The following is a 19,935-nucleotide window of genomic DNA, read 5'->3' on the forward strand; positions in this document are numbered from 1 at the left end:
TATTCGTAACTGCAATACTGAATACAATTCTTTTCCACAATTCAAGCATATCTTCTTTTGGTTTTGATCCCTGCTGCTGGATGCATTGCACTATATCCAGATAGCTTGTTCCATCTTGAGCATTATTTCCATCAATCTTTCCAAGTGCAGTCATTGCAGAAATAAAATGAATGCGTTTATTGTCTGGTGTTCGGTCAAAGCGTTTAACAAGAAAAGTACTTCCGTTTTTAGAAAATTTTTCACATTTAGCTTCAGGAACATTCAATCCACACAAAGCTGCTAATTCATGAGTTACCATTTCCCACGCACCAAAATCAAACTCATCATGTCTGGAAGGAAATTTTGCAATCCATAAACTGCTGTCCGGAGCCTGCACAGTTGCCTTTGGTCGTGCTCCACCTAATGAAGAGCCTGGTTGTATCAGCATTTGTATTTTTTTCTTTTCTTCTTCAAGGGGGATATCTTCTTTTTCTAAAAGATATGAAGCCTGTTCCAGTTCACGAATTGAAGTCCATATAGGAATTGAGTTCTTAGAATCCTCTGCTAAAAAAGGACCGTTCAGCTCAGTCTTAAATCTTAGGGCACCCATTCTGGAAATGTCTTGTATTCCGATTAAAAAATCGCTTTCCATCAGTTTTTTTGGAGCTCGGTTTTCTTCTTTTGCTTCAATGGCTTCCCTTCGAGTCATTAAAAGTCGTCCCCATCTGTCTGGGCATGAATCTGTAAAAAATCCAAACAATTCTTTGTTCTGCTGGGTATACTGCCGGCCTTTATACAACTGTAAATCCGGATCAAAAAAAGAGAACTTCTGTGTTTTTAACCATTCTGTATCATATTCAAACGAAAAGATTTCCTTTCCCTTAAGCAAATCAATATTCAAAACACCTATAAAGGTTGGCTGCCCCAGAAATTCCCAATCACCATATACGAAAATATTTTTACTCATCTATTTGTCCTTTTTATCCTTAGGTGCACGTTTCCTTGTAACCAGCTTCAAATCCTGCAGCTTTCGGCCTAATTCGTCATCTTTTGCAACTAATAACATATCCTTTTCAAGCCCCAATGAATTAAGAACCGACATGTATATTCCCATTGCAACTGCCGGCGAACCTTTTTCAACATTTACAAGTGTAGCTCTGCTTATTCCTGCCCGTTCTGCTATAAGCTCACTTGATAAGCCTCTTCTTAAACGAGCGAGTTTGATGTTTTCACCTAATTCTGCTAAAACCTTCTGAACTGAAGGTAATAATACAACAGCATTCTTTCCCATAATATCTATAATTATATACATAAAATAAATATTTGTATATAAATATTGACATTAAAAAATAATTTGGATTTTTTTGCTCTTATTTAATAAAATTGTATAGTCCAATAAACAACTTTTGCCAGAAATTGTTTACCAGACTAAACAATTTTTACTCAAACAGCTTATTAGCAGCATCCACAGCAGGCTTTACTGCCTTTGCAGATTTTTACTAACTTTTTTACTTCAGCAGACTAATTACAAAAATCCAGATGAATACAGCTACACAAATCATTTTGATTCCTGTTCCAAGCATGAATCCTTTGAATGCTCCGAGTGCAGCTTTAAATGCCTTGTTTGTATCGCTTGAGTCGTGAATCATTTCGCCGATAAAGGCTCCGATAAATGGTCCAAGAATAATTAAAATTACTGTAGGGGCAAAAAGAACTCCGAATAAAAGGCCTATTGTGCTGCCCCAAACTCCGGCTTTGCTTCCGCCGGCCTGTTTTGTCATTATTGAAGGGAAAATATTATCTGCAATGGTAACTAAAAGTGCGAAAATACCTGTTATGACCAGTGTCATAACCGAAATCTGTGAATAAGTTGAAAAATGAGCAGCAAGAAGCCCTGCCCAGGCGAGAGGAGGGCCTGGCAGAACAGGGAGAAATGTTCCGATAAAGCCTAAAAAGAGCAGAAATCCTGCTAAAAGAACCAGAAAAAATGTTGGATCAAATGGCATAAGCTTTCTCCTGTAAAAAATTACAAATCCCACCACTGGGCTGCACTCTGATCAGCCAGCTGAATTAAAAGTACAAGAGGATTCTGTAATATGTTTGAGTAGTTGTAAGTTTCCATGGGGGCAAGATCAGAAAATCCCATGTGAAATTTGACTGCTTCAAGAACGGTGCGGTTTTTCAAAAGTGAAGGCATTGAGTCTAAAAGAAGCAGAACTGATTCTCCGCCATGCCCAAGATTGCGTAAATCAGACTTTGTTTTGTAGTAAGGTTCGTATTTCCAGTTTCCGTTGAAGTCCTTTGTCTTTTTGCTTTCCATTGCATAGGTGCCGGCTTTACAGAAATCGTGCGAAAGAGCTGCAATAAAAACATCTTCAGCTGTAAATGAAAAATTGTCTGAGATTTTTGAAAGAGAGAAGTTTTCTGCAAAAGCTGGAGCAAAACGCAGTGCCTGAACGGCAACCATGAGAGAGTGAGCTGCAAGTCCGCCCTTTACGTTTCCATGGAAGCGGGTGCTTGCAGGGCTTGTCCAGAAGTCATGTGAATCCATCCATGCTTTGAGGGCGGAACATTCTTCTTTGTTTGCGATAATATAATCTGCCATTTCAAGGACAGTTTCTTTTACAGCTTCAGCAGAGAATGTTCCGTCTTTTTGAACCGGTGCATGCTTCCCGAAAATATCGAGAAGTGCACTGGTCTTTTCTGTTAATTCTGCCATTTACAGTGTTGCGATTGCCTTTTCAAGGCGGGCAAGTGCACGCTCTTTTCCAAGAACAGCGATTGAACCGATGAGCGGTGGAGAAACGCGGCTTCCAGTAACTGCCATACGTACCGGCATCATAAAGTCGCCGAGTTTGATTCCGAGTTCTTCTGCCTTTGCCTTTGCAAAATTTTCTGCTCCTTCGTGGTCAAGTTCGAATACTTTTGCAACGAATTCGCGTGCGTTTTCAAGAACTTCTTTTGTTTTTGCCTGATCGAGTTTTTTCGGAATGAGCTGCTCTGCAGGAGGAACGGCTGGTTCTGTAAACATGAAGTGAACCATCTCTGCGGCTTCTGTAAGGAACTTGAGCCGTTCCTGAATGAGAGGCATGAGTCCGAGAAGTGTACTTTTAACGTCTTTGCTTGTCATGTTCATTGATTTGTCTACGCAGTAAGGCTCGCCGTCTTCGCCCAATGCAACGCCACTAAACTCTGGACCAATATTTGGTTTTGGCTGAGGATTATCAGGATTGATTTCAAGCGTTGCATCTCCTGTTCCTGTAATGAACGGCAGCGTCCATTTGTAAAGCTCTTCTGTTGAAAGCTGGCGGATATAGTTTGCATTGTAGAATTCGAGTTTTTTGTAGTCGAATACAGCAGGTGCCTTGTTCAAATGCTCAAGTTTGAAGCGTTCTGCAAGTTCAGGAAGAGTGTAGAAGTCGCGGCCTTCTTCATAAGAACAGCCAAGTAAAGCAACATAGTTTACGATTGCCTGTGGAAGATATCCGCGGGCACGGAATTCGTTCAAAGAAGTTGAACCGTGACGTTTTGAAAGCTTTTTGCCGTCGGCTCCGTTTACCATCGGCAAATGGCAGAATTCAGGATGCTGCCAGCCGAATGAGCGGTACATCTGAACGTGGAGAGGCGTAGAAGGAATCCATTCCTGAGCGCGCATTACGTGGCTTACCTTCATCAAGTGGTCGTCAACGATGTTTGCAAGGTGATATGTCGGGAATCCGTCGCTTTTGAGCAAAACCGGATCCGGAGAAATGTCTTCGTTTTTCCATGTGATGTCGCCGAGAAGGTGGTCATGGAAAGTTGTTTCGCCTTCAAGAGGAACCTTTAAGCGGATTACATAAGGCTTTCCTGCATCAAGGTTTGCCTTGATTTCCTCTGGAGTGAGGTGGCGGCAGTTTCGGTCGTAGCCAGGAGCCATTTTGTTTTCGGTCTGGATTTTTTTGATTCGCTCAAGGCGTTCTGAATCACAGAAGCAGTAGTATGCTTCGCCTTTATCTACGAGTTCCTGAGCATATTTTTTGTAAAGTTCAAAGCGTTCACTCTGAACGTAAGGACCGTATTCGCCGCCCTTTGAACCGCCTTCGTCCCAGTCAATTCCGAGCCAGGCCATTGTGTCGTAAAGGTTCTGGACATATTTTTCGTCGAAACGTGTGCGGTCTGTGTCTTCAAGACGGAGAATGAACTTTCCGCCCTGACTTTTAGCATAAAGATAATTGAAAAGTGCTGTTCGAACACCGCCGATGTGCTGCATACCTGTCGGTGACGGTGCGTATCTGACTCTAACTTCTGACATAAAATCCTCTATAAAGTTGTAAAAATTTCATATAATTATAGCGAATTGAACTCTGATATTCCACAAATTAACTGTGTTTATTTTAAAAATATGTGTTATACTTAGCTGGAGGGGAAAAGGAGTATTTTTATGTTGAAAAAATTTGCAGTGCTTTTTGCAGTCTTTTTTGTTTTGTCATCTTTGTCTTTTGCACAGGAGAAAAATCAGACAAAAATAACCGGCCTTGATGATGAAAATTATATGTGGTATGAGTTTAAGGCAAAGCGATTGGGAAAAACTTTTAACTTTGTTGCCTTCAAAACAGACACTCAGCGTGACAACCGCACAATTCAGCTTTTCAAAAAGAAGGGCTGGGGAATGGGACCAAACGAAACTATCACCGAATTTTACAATTTTGAAGGCGGTGAAGTTACAAAAACCTGGGATGAACAGCTTAAGCCTGAAATGAAGGAAAAGGGCTACAAATATGCGTTTACAACTTATCGTACAACAGATAAAGATAAAACGACAATTTATCTGTATACATTTTATTATGATCCGGAAACAGACAATCTTTATATGTTAAGGTCTGTAAAATAAAAAAAACGGCTGTCCTTTGATGAAGTTTTGAATACTTCCAGGACAGCCGTTTTTTTGTTATTCTCCGAGCATCATGCGGTCGTTAAGTTCTCCGACTGCATTGAACTTCGCAAGCAAGTCTTCAACTTTCAGATTCTTTTTTTCTTCGCCACGGACATCATAAACAATCCGGCCTTTCATCATCATGATGAGGCGGTTGCCATAACGGATTGCATGTTTCATGTTGTGTGTTACCATGAATGCGGTAAGTTTATCCTGTTCTACAAATTTTTCTGTAAGTTCAAGGACTTTTGCTGCTGTTTTAGGGTCTAAGGCGGCTGTGTGTTCATCAAGAAGCAGAAGCTCCGGTTTTTTGAGTGTTGCCATCAAAAGAGTGAGGGCCTGTCTCTGACCTCCGGAAAGAAGACCGACCTTGCTTGTAAGACGGGATTCCAGCCCTAAATCAAGCATTGCAAGCTTTTCACGGTAAACAGCCTTTTCTTCTTTTTTGATGCCCCATTTTAATGTACGTAAACTTCCGCGTCTTAAAGCCATTGCAAGATTTTCTTCGATTTCCATGTTTGCTGCAGTTCCAGTGAGCGGATCCTGAAAAACCCGTCCTAAAAAGGCAGCACGTTTATATTCAGGCATTGCTGTTACATCACGCCCGTTAAGGTGAATTGTTCCTGTATCACAGGAATGAACGCCTGCAATTAAGTTAAGCAGAGTTGATTTTCCGGCTCCATTTCCGCCGATGATTGTAACAAAATCGCCGTCTTCAAGAGTGAGGTTTATGTCGTGTAAAGCACGTTTTTCTGTGATGGTTCCAGGATTGAAGGTCTTTGAAACATGAGTAATTTGAAGCATTTTAGTTTCCTTCCTTTTCGACCGCCAGAGCGACTTTCTGTTTGATAATTTTTTTCTTTGTTACAGGAATTGCGAGTGCAATAACAACGATGATAGCTGTAAGAAGCTTTAAATCGCTTGATTTAAGTCCGAGCTGCAGAACTATTGCAATAATCAGTCTGTAAACGATTGAACCGAGAATGATTGAAAGAAGTGTTACATAGAATGCGAAACGTTTATTGAAATATGCAAAAATGCTTTCGCCTAAAATGATTGATGCAAGTCCGATTACAATTGCACCTGTTCCCATGCCGACATCTCCATATCCCTGCTGCTGTGCAACAAGAGAGCCGGAAAGGGCTATAAGTCCGTTTGAAAGCATAAGACCAAGAAGTTTCATTTTGTCTGTATCAACTCCCATCGCTCGAACCATTTTTTCGTTATTGCCGGTCGCACGGATACAAGAGCCAAGCTCTGTGCCGCAGAACCAGTAAAGGATAGCAATGAGTGAAACTGCAAAAATAATTCCTATAATAAATGAAGCGACATTTGGCGAAATAGAAAATTTTTCCTGCATCTTTGTCATTAATGTTTCTATTCCAAGAAGAGGGGTGTTTGATTTTCCCATGATGCGTATATTAATAGAATAAAGTGCAATCATGGAAAGAATTCCAGACAAAATTTCATGAATTTTGAGTTTTGTATGCATAAGACCTGTTGCCAGTCCTGCAACAATTCCTGTAAGAAATGCTATAAAAGCTGCAATTAACGGGTTAACACCTTTTGTTACTAAAATTGCACATGTAGAACCGCCAAGTGCAAATGAACCGTCACAAGTCATGTCGGCTATGTTTAAAATTCTGAAAGTGAGATAAACTCCGAGAGTCATAATACCCCAGAGTAAGCCCTGTGCTACAGCACCTTCGGCAGCACCTAAAATACTTGATATATCCATAGTAGAAAGTATAAATGAAAAATGCGATAATGTCATTATGAAAAATATAATAGAGAATTTGTTTTCCTTTATTAAAAAATCTCCGTCACAATTTCATGCTGTGGCTAACATTTGTGAAATCTTAAATAAAAATGGTTTTACAGAACTTTCCGAAACCCAAAAATGGAATCTTGTCAGAGGCAAAAATTATTTTGTAAGAAGAAATTCTTCGTCAGTAATAGCTTTTCATCTTCCGGAATCAAAAAATAACGGTTCAGAAGCTTTTTTAATTACTGCAAGCCATTCTGATTCCCCTTCTTTTAAAATCAAAGAAAATCCTGAAATAAAATCTTCTGGAAGTTTAGTGCTTAATGTTGAAAAATATGGCGGCATGCTTTTAAATCCGTGGTTTGACAGACCTCTTTCTGTTGCCGGAAGAATTGTCGTACGCAGTAAATCTGAAGAAAATTTTTCCCTCAGAGAAATTCTTGTGAATATTGACCGTGATTTACTGATGATTCCTAATCTTGCAATTCATTTTGACAGAGAGGCTAATGAAGGACGAAAAATTGATGTGCAGAAGGAAATAAGGCCTGTTCTTTCAATGAATGAAGATAAAACTTTAATTTCTATTCTGGCTGAAGAAGCTGGAGTAGAGCCGGAAGAAATTATTTCGCACGATTTATTTCTGTATAACCGCTGTGAATCATCTCTCTGGGGGGCAGAAAACGAATTTATTTCTTCTTCAAAGCTGGATGATCTGGAATGTGCTTTTACGACTTTGCAGGGTTTTTTGAATTCCTGTAATGAAAGCTCTGGTTTTATACCGGTTTACTGCGTTTTTGATAATGAAGAAGTTGGAAGTTCAAGCCGGCAGGGAGCTGATTCAACATTTTTCAGTGATGTGCTGGAGCGTATTGCTGAAAAACTGGACTGGTCTGGTGAAGATTTAAAAATTGCACTTTCAAAAAGTATTATGCTCAGTGCAGATAATGCCCATGCCGTTCATCCGAATTATGCTTCAAAATCAGACCCTGTCAATCAGCCGAAAATAAACGGCGGTATTGTTATTAAGTATAATGCTGCTCAAAAATACACCAGTGATGCTCTTTCCAGTGCAGTTTTCAAAGAAGTCTGTAAAAAATCCGGTATTCCTTTCCAGATTTTTACAAACAATTCAAATGTGGCAGGCGGTTCTACACTTGGAAACATCAGTCAGAATCATGTTTCCGTTCAGTGCGTGGATATCGGACTTGCTCAATGGGCAATGCATTCGCCTTATGAAACTGCCGGTGCAAAAGATGCTGAGTACATGGTAAAAGCTGTTGAGCAGTTTTATAAGGGCGGCTTTTTTTAAAGTTTTTGTTTGCTGAGCCAGTCAAACAGTGATAAGTCTCCGTCTCTGCATCTGTCATTGAAAACATAAATCCAGCTTGAATGACCGTCATATTCGTAAGGAAGACCGTATTCAGAATCGTCTTTGCCTGCATCCCGTTTCAGAAGAATTTTTCCGCTTAAATCGACTACATTTCTGAATTCTGATACATGGAGATTTTTTGCACCGGCTTCCTTGAGCCGTTTGATTGTTGGAACTGCTGTCTTCTGAGGATTTACAGTTTCATCATTAAGTGCATAGGTAAACCATATTGGTTTTTCAGCAATTTTTGAAATCTGGCTGTCTGTAATTTTACTGTCGAGATAATATTCACAGACAGGAAATGCTGCTGCAAAAATTTCTGTACATTCAAGGAACATATTCATTGTCATGTAGCCGCCTGCAGAACAGCCGCCTACATAAATTCTGTCGCGGTCAATTTCAGGATGTTCTGCCAGAAACCGGAATAAAAGTGTTTTAACCGGCTCTGTGTAATAAGAAACAGCAGCAAACGGTGTTTTTTCAGTTTTATGTGAATCGTCAATTGTGAAAAAATTGCCTAGAAAATTTGAAAGCGGTTTTGTAATCGTATTAATCGGTGCGTCTTTATCTACAGGAGCCCAGTATCTTATTCCAAAAGAACTTTCTTCGGTTGTTTCAAGCCAGCCGGTAGGGCATTGTGGTGCTAAAACTGCAACTCCGTCTTTAAAATATTTCTGGATGGTTTCTGTTGCAAATGCACTTGATTTTGTTCCGAAAAGAACCTGATAGGCATTTGTTCCGCTTTCTCCCATTCCGTGAAACCAGAGAATTAAAGGAATTTTCTTTTTTGTTTCTGGAATGAAACTGGCATACGGAAGAGTCAGTGTTTTTTCTTCATATTTTGGATCTGCTTTTTCTTCGGCTGTGGCAGGGAAAATATATTCGAATTTTGAGATATTGAATTTTGCCGCATCTTTATTTACAAATCCTTTAAGATTTGTGATTGAGATGCTGAGTGCTTTGTTTGTAATTTTGTATCCATAATAATTGTAAAATCTGTCGCCGAGCAGCATGCTTACAAAAGGACTTGAATTTTCTGCATCAGGGTAAACATCGGTTAAAATTGTTATGTATGAAGAATTTTCTTCGGTTTTATTGCCTTTTGAATCAGAAAGGAATGCATCTGTTACTGTAAGTTCACCTTTCTGCATGCCGATGCTGGTGCCTTTCGGGTAAAGAATCCGTTCTACAGTAAAATTTTCTGATTTTATTTTGTCGTTCTGAATATCATGTCCTGTATTAATTACTATTTTTTCAATACAGGCTCCCCAGTCATATGAGCCGACATAGACTACTGATTGATTTACTGCAGGTTCTAATGATTCCTGAAAGAGCTGTGCAAATGACAGACTTGAAAAAAGTGTAAAAACAATAAATGAAATAATCTTTTTCATAACGGATATTTTATCAGACTTTTAGATAACACGCTATTCCCTAGAATCTGAAAAATCACTATAATTTCAGTCAAATCGAACTTTTAAGGAGCGATAGAATGACACTTAATGAAATCAAGAATCCAAAAATCAAAGCTTGGATTGACGAATGTGTTAAAATGTGTGAACCAGACAGCGTTTACGTTTGTGATGGTTCATCTGCAGAGTATGACCGCCTCATGAAAAAATGTGTTGACGCAGGTCTTGCTACTCCATTGGCTAAAAAACCGAACAGCTTCCTGTTCCGTTCAGATCCATCAGACGTTGCACGTGTTGAAAAACGTACTTTCATTTCTTCTAAAAAACAGGAAGATGCGGGCCCGACAAATAACTGGATTGACCCGACAGAACTCAAAGCAACTATGAAAGGCTTGTACAAGGGCTGTATGCATGGCCGCACAATGTACGTAATTCCTTTCTGTATGGGTCCACTTGGTTCGCCAATTGCTAAATGCGGTGTTGAACTTACAGACTCAGAATATGTTGTTCTTAATATGGACATCATGACTCGTGCCGGAGAAAAAGTCTGGCAGTACCTCGGAGACGACTTCGTTCCATGTCTCCACTCAGTTGGTAAGCCGCTCAACAACGGTGCAAAAGACAATGGTGTATGGGCTTGTGCTCCAGTTGAACAGAAATACATTTCTCAGTTCCCGGAAGAGCACCTCGTTTGGAGCTACGGTTCAGGATACGGCGGAAACGCTTTGCTTGGCAAAAAATGTTTCGCTCTCCGAATCGCTTCTGTCATCGCTCACGAAGAAGGCTGGCTTGCTGAGCACATGCTCATCCTCAAGCTCACAAACCCAGAGGGCGAAGTAAAATATGTTACAGGTGCATTCCCAAGTGCATGTGGTAAAACAAACCTCGCTATGCTTATCCCGACAATTCCTGGCTGGAAAGTTGAGACAATCGGTGATGACATCGCATGGATGAAATATGGCGAAGACGGACGATTGTACGCTATCAACCCAGAAGCAGGTTTCTTCGGTGTTGCACCGGGAACATCTGCAGAATCAAACAAGAACGCTCTTGTTTCAGCAGAAAAGAACACAATCTATACAAACTGTGCCCTCACAGAAGACGGAGACGTATGGTGGGAAGGTATCGGCTATCCTGCAAAAGGCACACTTGTTGACTGGAAAGGCAACAAACGTCCTGCATTCGAAAAAGACAAGGCTCCAAAGGGCGAAGAAATGGCTCACCCAAATGCACGCTTCACAGCACCTGCAAAACAGTGTCCATGTATCGCTCCAGAATGGGAAGATCCAAAAGGTGTACCTATTTCTGCAATCCTCTTTGGTGGACGCCGTCCTTCAACTGTACCTCTCGTACATCAGAGCCGAAACTGGAACCACGGTGTATTCCTCGGTTCTATCGTTGGTTCAGAAATCACAGCTGCTTCAACAATCAATGCTGCTGAAGTTGGTAAAATCCGCCGTGACCCGTTCGCTATTCTCCCATTCTGTGGATACAACATGGGCGACTATTTCCAGCACTGGGTTAACGTTGGTAAAGCTGCAAAAGATCAGGACAAACTTCCAAAAATCTTCTACGTTAACTGGTTCCGCAAGGACGAAAACAACAAGGATCTCCCAGGTGGATTCATGTGGCCAGGTTACGGCGATAACTCACGCGTTCTCGCATGGATTTTCGACCGCTGTAACGGAAAAGACAACTATGTTGACACACCAATCGGATACATGCCAAAAGAAGGTGCTATCAACACAGACGGTCTTCCAGAATACTACAAGAAGACTCTTCCAGAAATCACAACTGTTGATAAGGAAGGCTGGTTGAAAGAAGTTAAAGACATCCGCGAAAACCACTATCCAAAATTTGGAACACATCTTCCAAAAGAACTCAGCGACTGTCTTAACGACCTTGAAGCAAGACTTTCTAAATAAGTCCGCTTAAAAAAATCCCGTCAATGATTTTCATTGGCGGGATTTTTTTATTCCCCGCTTGTTTAAAAATCCGATTTTTCCGATAATATAATCATGATTAAAACTTTTGAAATTGATTTAGACGATGCTCTTGTTAAAAACGCTGCTGAAATTTTTGAAGCACTCGGTACAGATATTGATACAGCAATAAAAATGTTTTTAACTCAGACCACACTCCGGAAGGGATTTCCTTTTGATGTTGCAATTCCAGATAATGAAGAAAAAGAACAGCCGGCAGAGATTTGTGTAGAAGATGACCTTCATACCGGAGTTTCTGAAGAGGAAGAAATTGCTTCCAGAGTTGCTGCAAATGAAGCGCTTGTTGCCCAGATGCGTGAAGAAATCGGTGATAAGGCAGTTATTCCGGAATTTGATGAAACTGAAGATGATGGTACTCATGGAGATTATGATTCAAAGACAGTTCAAACCGTTTCTGAACCGGTTAATTCATCTTCTTCTGAAGAAGATGATGATGAAGATGAGGATGAAACAACGCCGGATAATCTTTTTGATTCATGGGATGTTGGTGAAGATGAAGATATCGGCTGCCGCTAAAAGCTCTGTAATTTATTAAAAATTTTAATCTTTTCTTGAAATATTAAAAAAAAGATTTATACTGATTTATGTAAAATAAGACTTTTTTTAATATTTATGCGAAATAAACCAAAGAAAATACTCAGTTTGTTTAATGTTCTCATTATTTTGATTTCTCTTCTTGGTATTCTGCATGGAGCATTAAAGCTTTCAAAAGAATATGCATCAATAAATTTAATGAACGAAAGGTTTACGGAGACTAAAAAGGAGCCTTCAAAAAGAGTTCTTTATATCGGCTCCTCTAATCCCGCTGATGAAACAGGTGACAATTCAGCAAACTTTTTTAAGCATAAACTGTCAGAATATAATATTTCATTGGTTTCAGAATACATGGATATGCTGACTTTCAATACAGCAGAAAATGAAAATCTTTTTTACGAGAATTTAAAATATAAACTAGAAAATTCTTTCATTTTTGATGCTGTAATGGCTGACGGAGAAGCAGCTGCCATTTTTGCTGAAAAACATTCGAAAGATATTTTTAATGGTCTTCCGATAGTTTTCTTTAATGTTGATGATTCAAAAGTTGCAGAACGGCTTTCAAAAAATTCCTTTGTAACCGGTGTTCTTTCTCCGTCATATCTGAAAGACACCGTTGAGATTGCATTAAGGCTTTTCCCGTTTGCAAAAAATATTTATGCAATTTACGACAACAGTCCGCGCGGTTTAAGAAGACAGAATGACTTTTTTGATTTGCAGGGAGAATATCCGGCGTATGTTTTCAGGGGAATAAACGCTTCTGAATATACACGAGACAATCTTGCAAAGCGGATTCAGATGATTGATAAAAATTCTATTTTTATTGCTCTTGATTTTAATTATGACAGTGAGAAGAATTTTTATAATTTTAAAGAAAACACTTCATTCTTAAAAAAGAATCTGAAAATTCCTTTTTTCTGTAATATTTATGGAGCTATATCTGATGATTCAATCGGCGGCAAGGTTGATAATGTCCGGGAAATTGCAGAATATGCTGTTACTCTTACAATAAATATTATAAATAAAAACATTGATTTGTTTTCAATGAAAGGCTATGAAATTTTTGAGACGGAATATGTATTTAATGACCAGATAATGTCAAAATATAAGTTGAGTAAAAAATCTCTTGAAGGTTATGATATAACTTACATAAATCAGCATAAATTATACCTTGAAAGAAATAAAAATATTCTTCTTCCTATTGTTGAAATTATTATCTTCCTGCTCATTTTGACTTTAATGCTTATCGGTGCCTTAACGGAACTTTATTTTTCTCAAAGACGGGTCAGGGAAATTGCCTTACACGATACTCATACCGGTCTTTACAACAGATATTCAATCCTTAAAAAACTTGAGGAAGTCCGTAATCAGAATATAAAATTTTCTGTCATTCTTATTGATATTGATAATTTTAAATCAATAAACGATTTTAACTCGCATGAATGTGGTGACAGAATCCTTCTTGAAATTGCTACACGATTAACAGGACTTGTAACAGAAAGCAATTATGAAGCATCCCGTTATTATGGTGATAAATTCCTGCTTATATATAAGGGTGCTCATATGGATTCAGCAGATCCGGAAATTTACTTCCTCAGACAGCTTATTGGAAACGCCATTCAGTATAATGATAAAACTTTCTTTATTGAAACAAATATCGGTATTGTTAATTCAAACAGCTCATATTCACTGGACGATTACTTTATTAATGCAGATATTGCAATGAATGAAGCAAAAACAATCGGTAAAAATAAATATGTTCTTTTTACTGAATCAATGAAGACTATCGTTGCAAAAAATGCAGAAATGGGTGAGCTGCTTGAAGATGCCTGCAAAAATGAAGGCTTTTCTGTTGTTTATCAGCCGCAGATTAATCTTGAAACCGGTGAAATTTACGGATATGAAGCTCTTGTCCGTTTAGCAGATAAATCTATAATGCCAAGCAGCTTTATTCCTATTGCGGAAAAAGACGGGCATATTGCTAAAATCGGGCGTATAGTTACAGAAAAGGTAATCCGTCAAATGGCTGAATGGCGCAACAGTGGAATTGAACTGCATAAAGTTTCGATAAATTTTTCTGTAGGACAGGCAGGTGATAAAAGCTATATTCCTTACATGAAAAAGCTTATGACTACTTTTGACATTCCGACAGATAAACTCGGTATTGAAATTACAGAGTCGCTTTTCTTAGAAAATAAAACTCAGGCAATGGAGCTTTTTAATCAGTTTACAGAACTTGGTATAAAGATTGCACTCGATGATTTTGGAACCGGATATTCTTCTATAAGCTATCTTTCATATCTTCCTGTTGAAATCGTTAAAATCGATAAATCAACAGTAGATTATTATCTTGAAAGCAAACCTGAATTTATCGAAAATATCGTAAATCTGGTACACTGTCTTGGAATGAAGATTGTAATTGAGGGGGTTGAAGAGCAGTGGCAGATTGATAAACTCCGTAAATATGACTGTGATTACATTCAGGGCTATTTTTACAGCAAACCTCTTACTGGTGAGGAAGTAAAAGATTTTGAATTCATGCGCATGAAAATGAAATTAATTTAGTTTGTTTCATTTAAAATTTTATTACAGCTGTAATCGGTAAATGATCTGAATATCCCTGTCCGTTCCACAGTTGATAACGGTATGGCTTCCCGGTTTCCTCTGACCATTCACCGGAATTTTCTGCCATAAAATCAGTGATTTCACATTCACCGCTCGAAAAATAATTGTCGATTCGTTCCCAATTTCCCCTGAAATAATAGCTTCCAGGATTTATTAAAGTTCCGTCTTCATTAAACCAGGGCGAATGTACTTCTGAATTTTGATTTCCTTTTAACCGGATATTATTGTTACCGGAGCTGATATATTCAAATTCTAAAATATCTTTGTTAAAGTCTCCGCAAGCAAGAACAGATTTACAGTCTTTCAGAGCTTCATTTATTAGAAATGCCAGCTGATTTTCCTGAAAACTGCGCCAGAAATCTGATGAAGAAGAACCGCCGCTTTTGCTTTTCCAGTGGTTTACAAAAAGAATAAAATCTTTTTCTTTTATTTTTAAGGAAAGCTTCATAATCGGACGCAGGGAAGGAGGAGTAAGATTGTTGTGCCGGTAATCAAGAGAGTGAACTGTTAATGTTTCAACTGGAAATCTGGAAAGAACAGCACAGCCGATAGAAGTTCCGGGCTTTTTTGAGAAGCAGGCGTATTTATATAATTTTGAAAAATCAAAAGTGCCTGACAGTTTATTTGAAATGTCCAGAATCTGCCCTTCTTTTTCAAGTTCTTCAAAAATCAGAATGTCAGCATTAATGGTTTTGATTACTTTAGCAAGTTTTTCAAGTCTTTCATTATATTTTTCTTTATTCCAGAGCTGCGGTGAATTACGGAAATCAGAATATTCTGTACCGTCATTTTGAGCATCAAAAAAAGTCTGAAGATTCCAGTTCATTACTTTTACGGACACCTTTTTCTGACCGGCCTTTTCCGTTCTTTCTGAGCATGCCGAAAATAAACTCACGGCTATTAAAAGAAAAATCCTTAGAAAACTGTGTGATTTAAAAAATATCTTTTCCATGCTTTATAGTTGTATTTAAAATCAAATCTTATACAGTATTTTTTTGATTTTATTAAAAATTCAGATTATACTGAGGTAAAAAGGAAATATTTATGCGTCGAAAGATTCAATTTTCTGTGCTTTCAATAAAACTTCTTGCATGTGCGATTTTTTTCGGAATGGTAATGTGCGTAATAAACAGTCTGATCAGTTACCGTGAATTTAAAAAGCAGATTGAAAATCTTTATGGAGATGTTACACGCCAGTTTGCTGAAACAGCAATTACCTATATTGATGCGGACAGAATTTATAACTGGCTTACGGAAGGTTCTGACGGTTCCTGGGATTCCACCAATGCACGTTTGAATGAACTTACCGAAACGGCTATGATTGCATACATTTATGTTACTGTAGTCGATTCAAATTATTCTTCAAGAACATACGTTTTTGATACAGTTCACAGCATGGCGTACAATCAGGAAATTTTTCCGCTCGGATATGTCGAATCTCTCGAAAAAAAAGACTCTGACTATATAGAAAATTTACGGCATGTAATCGAAGATGGTGAATCTACAAGCATTTACAAATATAAAAGAAACGGCGGTCATGTTACAACTTCAGTGCCAATGCGGGATTTCACTGGTAAAATCGTAGCTGTTATGAGTGTTGTAAAATCGATGGACGAAATTAAAGAATATAAAAATAATTATATTTTTGCTCTTTCCGTTGCAGCAATTGTTTTTACTTTAATTTTTATCAGCATTTATGCTTCATCTCTTTATATGGGGCTTGTAAAACCTCTTATGCTCATAATCGAGGAAACTTCAAATTTTGCTTCGCATCACGGGGAACTTTCGGGAAGCCTTAAAAAAATTAAAAGCCGTGATGAATTAGGAATTCTGGCTCATTCAATCGAAAAAATGAGTACAGACATGAATAAATATATCAATGAACTTACAAAAACAACTGCTGAAAAAGAACGGCTTGGTGCAGAATTAAACGTAGCTACAAAAATTCAGTCAGAAATGCTTCCACGCGTTTTTCCGCCATATAAAAATCATCCGGAACTAGAACTTTTTGCTTCAATGACTCCTGCAAAAGCTGTTGGCGGTGATTTCTATGATTTTTATATGCTCGATGAAAATCGTTTTGCTGTTGTTGTTGCTGATGTAAGCGGAAAAGGGGTGCCTGCCGCGTTATTCATGGTTATTGCAAAAACTTTATTGAAAGATGCTGCTTTTCAATATTCAACCCCGGCTGAAGTTTTTAATCATGTGAATAATATTCTTTGCGAAGGAAATGATTCTGGTCTTTTTGTTACCTGCTGGATGGCATTTCTGGAGCTTAGTACTGGAAAAATTCATTTTTCAAATGCCGGTCATACTCCTCCGGTTTTGTTAAAAGACGGCAAAGTTTCTTATCTGGAGGTAAAGCCGAATTTAATGCTTGCTGCAATGCCTTCAGTAAAATATACAGATTATGAACTTGAAATCAATGCTGATGACAGATTGTTTATCTATACTGACGGAGTTACAGAAGCTTCAAATTCACAGAATGAACTTTATGGTGGAGAACGGCTTTTAAATGTTTTGAATAAATCTACAGGGCTGTCTTCAAAAGAAGTAATAAGTTTTGTGCGTAAAGATATTGATTCCTTTGTTCAGAATGCGCCTCAATTTGATGATATTACAATGCTTGAAATGGTTCTAAAAGCAAAAAAAACTTCTAAAAAAAGCATTGAAATGACTATAAATGCTGATGATAAAAATATGCAGGAAGTGAATGATTTTATACATTCATGCCTTCCAGAAGATTGCAGTGAAGTTCTGCTTAATAAAATTGATCTGGCGGTTGAAGAAATATTTGTAAATATCGCTCACTATGCATATAATCCGGAAGTAGGGCAGGCTAAAATTTCTGCTTCTTTTGAAAATAATGTTCTTACTGTAATTTTTAAGGATAACGGAAAGGAATTTAATCCGATTGCAAAAGAAGATCCTGATATTACCCTTGATGCTGATTCCCGTGAAATCGGCGGGCTTGGAATCTTTTTGACAAAGAAATTTATGGATAATGTTGATTATGAGTATAAAAATAATCAGAATATTCTTACAATCAGAAAAAAAATTGAGTAGGTTTATTCGATTGTAAGAATACTGTCCATTCCTGTTGCTTCAAGCACCTGCATGCAAAATGGTGAAGGAGATTTTAAAATCATCTTTCCGCCGGATGGAAGCATGAGTTTATGTGCAAGAAGTATTACCCTGAGACCTGCGCTTGAAACATATTCAACATTCTGAAGGTTCAGATACAAAAATTGAACTGTTGAGGCAATCTGTTTTAATTTTGCTTCTAATTCTGGTGATGTTGTTGTATCGAGCCGGCCGCTTACTGTAATTTCTACTGCTTTTTGTTCTGGTAATGAATTAGCTGAAATTGTCATATTTTCCTCTTTTTATATTTGTGTTCCCAGTTCTGTCCGGCAAATTCTGAAGCCAAGACTTGAACTTCTCGCATTAGGAGAACTTCCGCTTCTGTAAAAAACGGTACATTGTTCTGCATCGTCAAGCCAGCTTCCACCTCGTTTTACATGCATGTTTCCGATTGCAGGACCATGCGGATTAGTTTGAGGTCCATACGGAAGATCCTGTTCATAATAATCCCAGCACCATTCAGCGACATTTCCGCTCATATCATATAATGCGAGTGAATTTGCTGATTTAGTACCGACATCATGTGTTGTGATATTGCTGTTTTCGCCGTACCATGCAACTTTATTTATGTCAGAATCTCCTGAGTATTGAAGGAGTGCCTGATTTTTACCACCACGGGCTGCAAATTCCCACTCTGCTTCTGTTGGCAGTCTGAAGCCGTTTGCTGTGAAATTACATGAAATCCTTTTCCAGACAGGACTTGCAGGATCGAAGCCGCTTAAATCTGTTGCGGCTCCAATGCTGTAACAGGGAGTAAGTTTGTTTAATACACTGAGTGTGTTGCAGAAAATTATTGCTTCACACCAGTTTACCATTTCGACCGGATGATTTTCACCCTGTAATTTTGAAGGATTTTTGCCCATGACATGGAAATACTGCTTTTGTGTAACTGGTGTTTCAGATATGTGAAAACTGTTTAAGGTAATCTGAGTGTTTGATGTCAGACTGCCCATCATGAACTGGCCGCCATGAATTAAAATCATTTTAGGATTTTTATCATTTGCTGTTTTTGAAACTTCACTTTGTGACAGAATGTTGATTCCATTGTTTGCCTGAACCTGAACAATAGGTTTTCCGCATTGAGCACAGAATTTATCAATTGCACTGACAGAAGAGCCGCATTCACGGCAGGAACGGAGTGTTCTTATTTTACCTACCGGAAAACCGCATTTATTGCAGAAATTTGAATCATCAGAAAGTTCTTGATTACACCTTACACAGTTAAACATTATAATACCTTTTTTGTTTATAAAATATTATATCACTAAATTAAAAAAAGTATATAAAAAAATCCCGCTCTTTATATTTAAGGGCGGGAAAAAGCTGATAAATCTCGTTAAAAATTAACCTTAGTTACTTACATTCAGATAACAGATGTTGATTCCGCTGCCGGTAGACATTACGTAGTAAGTTCCGTCACTTGGAACAGTGTAGCTGTAGCTTGCAAGTGAAGAAGAAACCTCCTGTTTGCTTACGACAGTTCCTGTTGAATCAACAAGTGCAAGATAGCGGCCAGAGGCACCATAAGCATAAGCGGTTACAGTGCAGCCTGAAACTGCTTCAAATCCTGCACATCGGTAAGAACCTGCAGATCCGCCGCCGCCGAGAGCGAGAGTCTGAGTAAATGTTGTTCCGTTGAATGTTGTAGAAGTAATGTACGGAACAGAAACAGTCTTTGAACTTGTAGCGTAAATTGTAAAACTTCCGCTTGTTGAATTTGAAGTGAATGTTCCGTGAGTCAAATCATTTGCATTGAGCTCGATTGTTTCAAATGAGCTTTCAGTTCCAGAAACTGAAACTGCATATACCCGGAGTGCGCTTGATTTTGAGTACAGGTAGAATGTGCCGCTTTCAGTTGTCGTATAGCTGAATTCACTTGTTGTTGAAGAAACCGATCCGCTTGCAACTACAGAAGAGCCGTCTGAAAGCTGGAGTGTTCTGCTTGAGTTTGCATTTACGATTGCAGAAATTGTTGCACCGGCTGAAGCAGTAAATTTAATTGCACGGTAAGTTGGAGCAGGACCGTCAGCACCGCCTTTAAGGTCAAAAGCATTTGTATATGTTGTTCCGTCGTATGTTGTTGAATAACCGGAAACAATTGCAACAGCTTTTGAAGAAGTTGCGAGCACTGTAAAATCTCCGTAAGCAGTATCACTTGTAATTGAAGCAGTTGAGTAGTCTGAAGCATTGAG

The 19,935-nt window shown here is 38.4% G+C and carries 18 protein-coding genes; 6 read left to right on the plus strand and 12 right to left on the minus strand.

What is annotated here, in order from left to right:
* The 5 genes from ACKI5B_RS04725 to gltX all read right to left on the minus strand — a co-directional run.
* Positions 1-946, minus strand: a 946-nt coding sequence (locus ACKI5B_RS04725; RefSeq protein WP_407426342.1) for a type II toxin-antitoxin system HipA family toxin, incomplete at its 3' end; no start/stop codon positions are given.
* Positions 947-1,270 (minus strand): helix-turn-helix domain-containing protein, encoded by a 324-nt coding sequence (locus ACKI5B_RS04730; protein WP_407426344.1) that lies wholly within the window; start codon positions 1,268-1,270, stop codon positions 947-949.
* Between the two features lie 217 nt (positions 1,271-1,487).
* A complete protein-coding gene (locus ACKI5B_RS04735) occupies positions 1,488-1,985 on the minus strand; it encodes a DUF456 domain-containing protein (protein ID WP_407426346.1) in 498 nt (165 codons plus the stop codon).
* A gap of 20 nt (positions 1,986-2,005) precedes the next feature.
* A complete protein-coding gene (locus ACKI5B_RS04740; protein ID WP_407426348.1) occupies positions 2,006-2,698 on the minus strand; it encodes an HD domain-containing protein in 693 nt (230 codons plus the stop codon).
* On the minus strand, positions 2,699-4,270 hold the full coding sequence (gene gltX / locus ACKI5B_RS04745) for a glutamate--tRNA ligase (protein ID WP_407426350.1): 1,572 nt from the start codon (positions 4,268-4,270) through the stop codon (positions 2,699-2,701).
* Between the two features lie 129 nt (positions 4,271-4,399).
* On the opposite strand from gltX, the gene ACKI5B_RS04750 reads away from it, so the two are divergent.
* Positions 4,400-4,849 carry a hypothetical protein gene (locus ACKI5B_RS04750; protein WP_407426352.1) on the plus strand — a complete coding sequence of 150 codons (450 nt, stop codon included), beginning with the start codon at positions 4,400-4,402 and terminating at the stop codon, positions 4,847-4,849.
* A gap of 57 nt (positions 4,850-4,906) precedes the next feature.
* Here ACKI5B_RS04750 and ACKI5B_RS04755 read toward each other — a convergent pair whose 3' ends face one another.
* Positions 4,907-5,695 carry an ABC transporter ATP-binding protein gene (locus tag ACKI5B_RS04755; RefSeq protein WP_407426354.1) on the minus strand — a complete coding sequence of 263 codons (789 nt, stop codon included), beginning with the start codon at positions 5,693-5,695 and terminating at the stop codon, positions 4,907-4,909.
* A 1-nt stretch (position 5,696) separates the two neighbouring features.
* Positions 5,697-6,629, minus strand: a complete 933-nt coding sequence (locus ACKI5B_RS04760; protein WP_407426356.1) for an ABC transporter permease — start codon at positions 6,627-6,629, stop codon at positions 5,697-5,699.
* 37 nt (positions 6,630-6,666) lie between these two features.
* On the opposite strand from ACKI5B_RS04760, the gene ACKI5B_RS04765 reads away from it, so the two are divergent.
* Positions 6,667-7,965: a M18 family aminopeptidase gene (locus tag ACKI5B_RS04765; protein ID WP_407426358.1), complete on the plus strand. Its 1,299-nt coding sequence runs from the start codon at positions 6,667-6,669 to the stop codon at positions 7,963-7,965.
* Here the strand turns inward: ACKI5B_RS04765 and ACKI5B_RS04770 are convergent.
* Positions 7,962-9,419 carry a prolyl oligopeptidase family serine peptidase gene (locus tag ACKI5B_RS04770; RefSeq protein ID WP_407426360.1) on the minus strand — a complete coding sequence of 486 codons (1,458 nt, stop codon included), beginning with the start codon at positions 9,417-9,419 and terminating at the stop codon, positions 7,962-7,964. The two genes, ACKI5B_RS04765 and ACKI5B_RS04770, sit on opposite strands and share 4 nt — an antisense overlap.
* A 98-nt stretch (positions 9,420-9,517) precedes the next feature.
* Here ACKI5B_RS04770 and ACKI5B_RS04775 point away from each other — a divergent pair, with 98 nt between their 5' ends.
* From ACKI5B_RS04775 to ACKI5B_RS04785, 3 genes are all read left to right on the plus strand, one after another.
* Positions 9,518-11,362 (plus strand): phosphoenolpyruvate carboxykinase (GTP), encoded by a 1,845-nt coding sequence (locus ACKI5B_RS04775; protein ID WP_407426362.1) that lies wholly within the window; start codon positions 9,518-9,520, stop codon positions 11,360-11,362.
* Between the two features lie 93 nt (positions 11,363-11,455).
* A complete protein-coding gene (locus ACKI5B_RS04780) occupies positions 11,456-11,956 on the plus strand; it encodes a type II toxin-antitoxin system RelB/DinJ family antitoxin (protein WP_407426364.1) in 501 nt (166 codons plus the stop codon).
* Positions 11,957-12,082: 126 nt separating this feature from the next.
* Positions 12,083-14,539, plus strand: coding sequence for an EAL domain-containing protein (locus tag ACKI5B_RS04785; RefSeq protein WP_407426366.1), 2,457 nt, complete (start codon positions 12,083-12,085; stop codon positions 14,537-14,539).
* A 10-nt stretch (positions 14,540-14,549) separates the two neighbouring features.
* Here ACKI5B_RS04785 and ACKI5B_RS04790 read toward each other — a convergent pair whose 3' ends face one another.
* Positions 14,550-15,494: an endonuclease/exonuclease/phosphatase family protein gene (locus ACKI5B_RS04790; RefSeq protein ID WP_407426368.1), complete on the minus strand. Its 945-nt coding sequence runs from the start codon at positions 15,492-15,494 to the stop codon at positions 14,550-14,552.
* Positions 15,495-15,643: 149 nt separating this feature from the next.
* Here ACKI5B_RS04790 and ACKI5B_RS04795 point away from each other — a divergent pair, with 149 nt between their 5' ends.
* Entirely contained in the window at positions 15,644-17,665 is a 2,022-nt protein-coding gene (locus tag ACKI5B_RS04795; protein WP_407426370.1) for a SpoIIE family protein phosphatase, read from the plus strand.
* Positions 17,666-17,667: 2 nt separating this feature from the next.
* Here the strand turns inward: ACKI5B_RS04795 and ACKI5B_RS04800 are convergent, their stop codons facing one another.
* The 3 genes from ACKI5B_RS04800 to ACKI5B_RS04810 form a co-directional block, all read right to left on the minus strand.
* Complete coding sequence (locus tag ACKI5B_RS04800) at positions 17,668-17,973, minus strand: STAS domain-containing protein (protein ID WP_407426372.1); 306 nt, start codon at positions 17,971-17,973, stop codon at positions 17,668-17,670.
* Positions 17,974-17,985: 12 nt separating this feature from the next.
* On the minus strand, positions 17,986-18,972 hold the full coding sequence (locus ACKI5B_RS04805; RefSeq protein WP_407426374.1) for an SUMF1/EgtB/PvdO family nonheme iron enzyme: 987 nt from the start codon (positions 18,970-18,972) through the stop codon (positions 17,986-17,988).
* Positions 18,973-19,092: 120 nt separating this feature from the next.
* Positions 19,093-19,935, minus strand: an 843-nt coding sequence (locus ACKI5B_RS04810) for a hypothetical protein (RefSeq protein ID WP_407426376.1), incomplete at its 5' end; no start/stop codon positions are given.

The sequence above is a fragment of the Treponema sp. genome, from assembly GCF_045657965.1.
Lineage (GTDB): Bacteria > Spirochaetota > Spirochaetia > Treponematales > Treponemataceae > Treponema_D.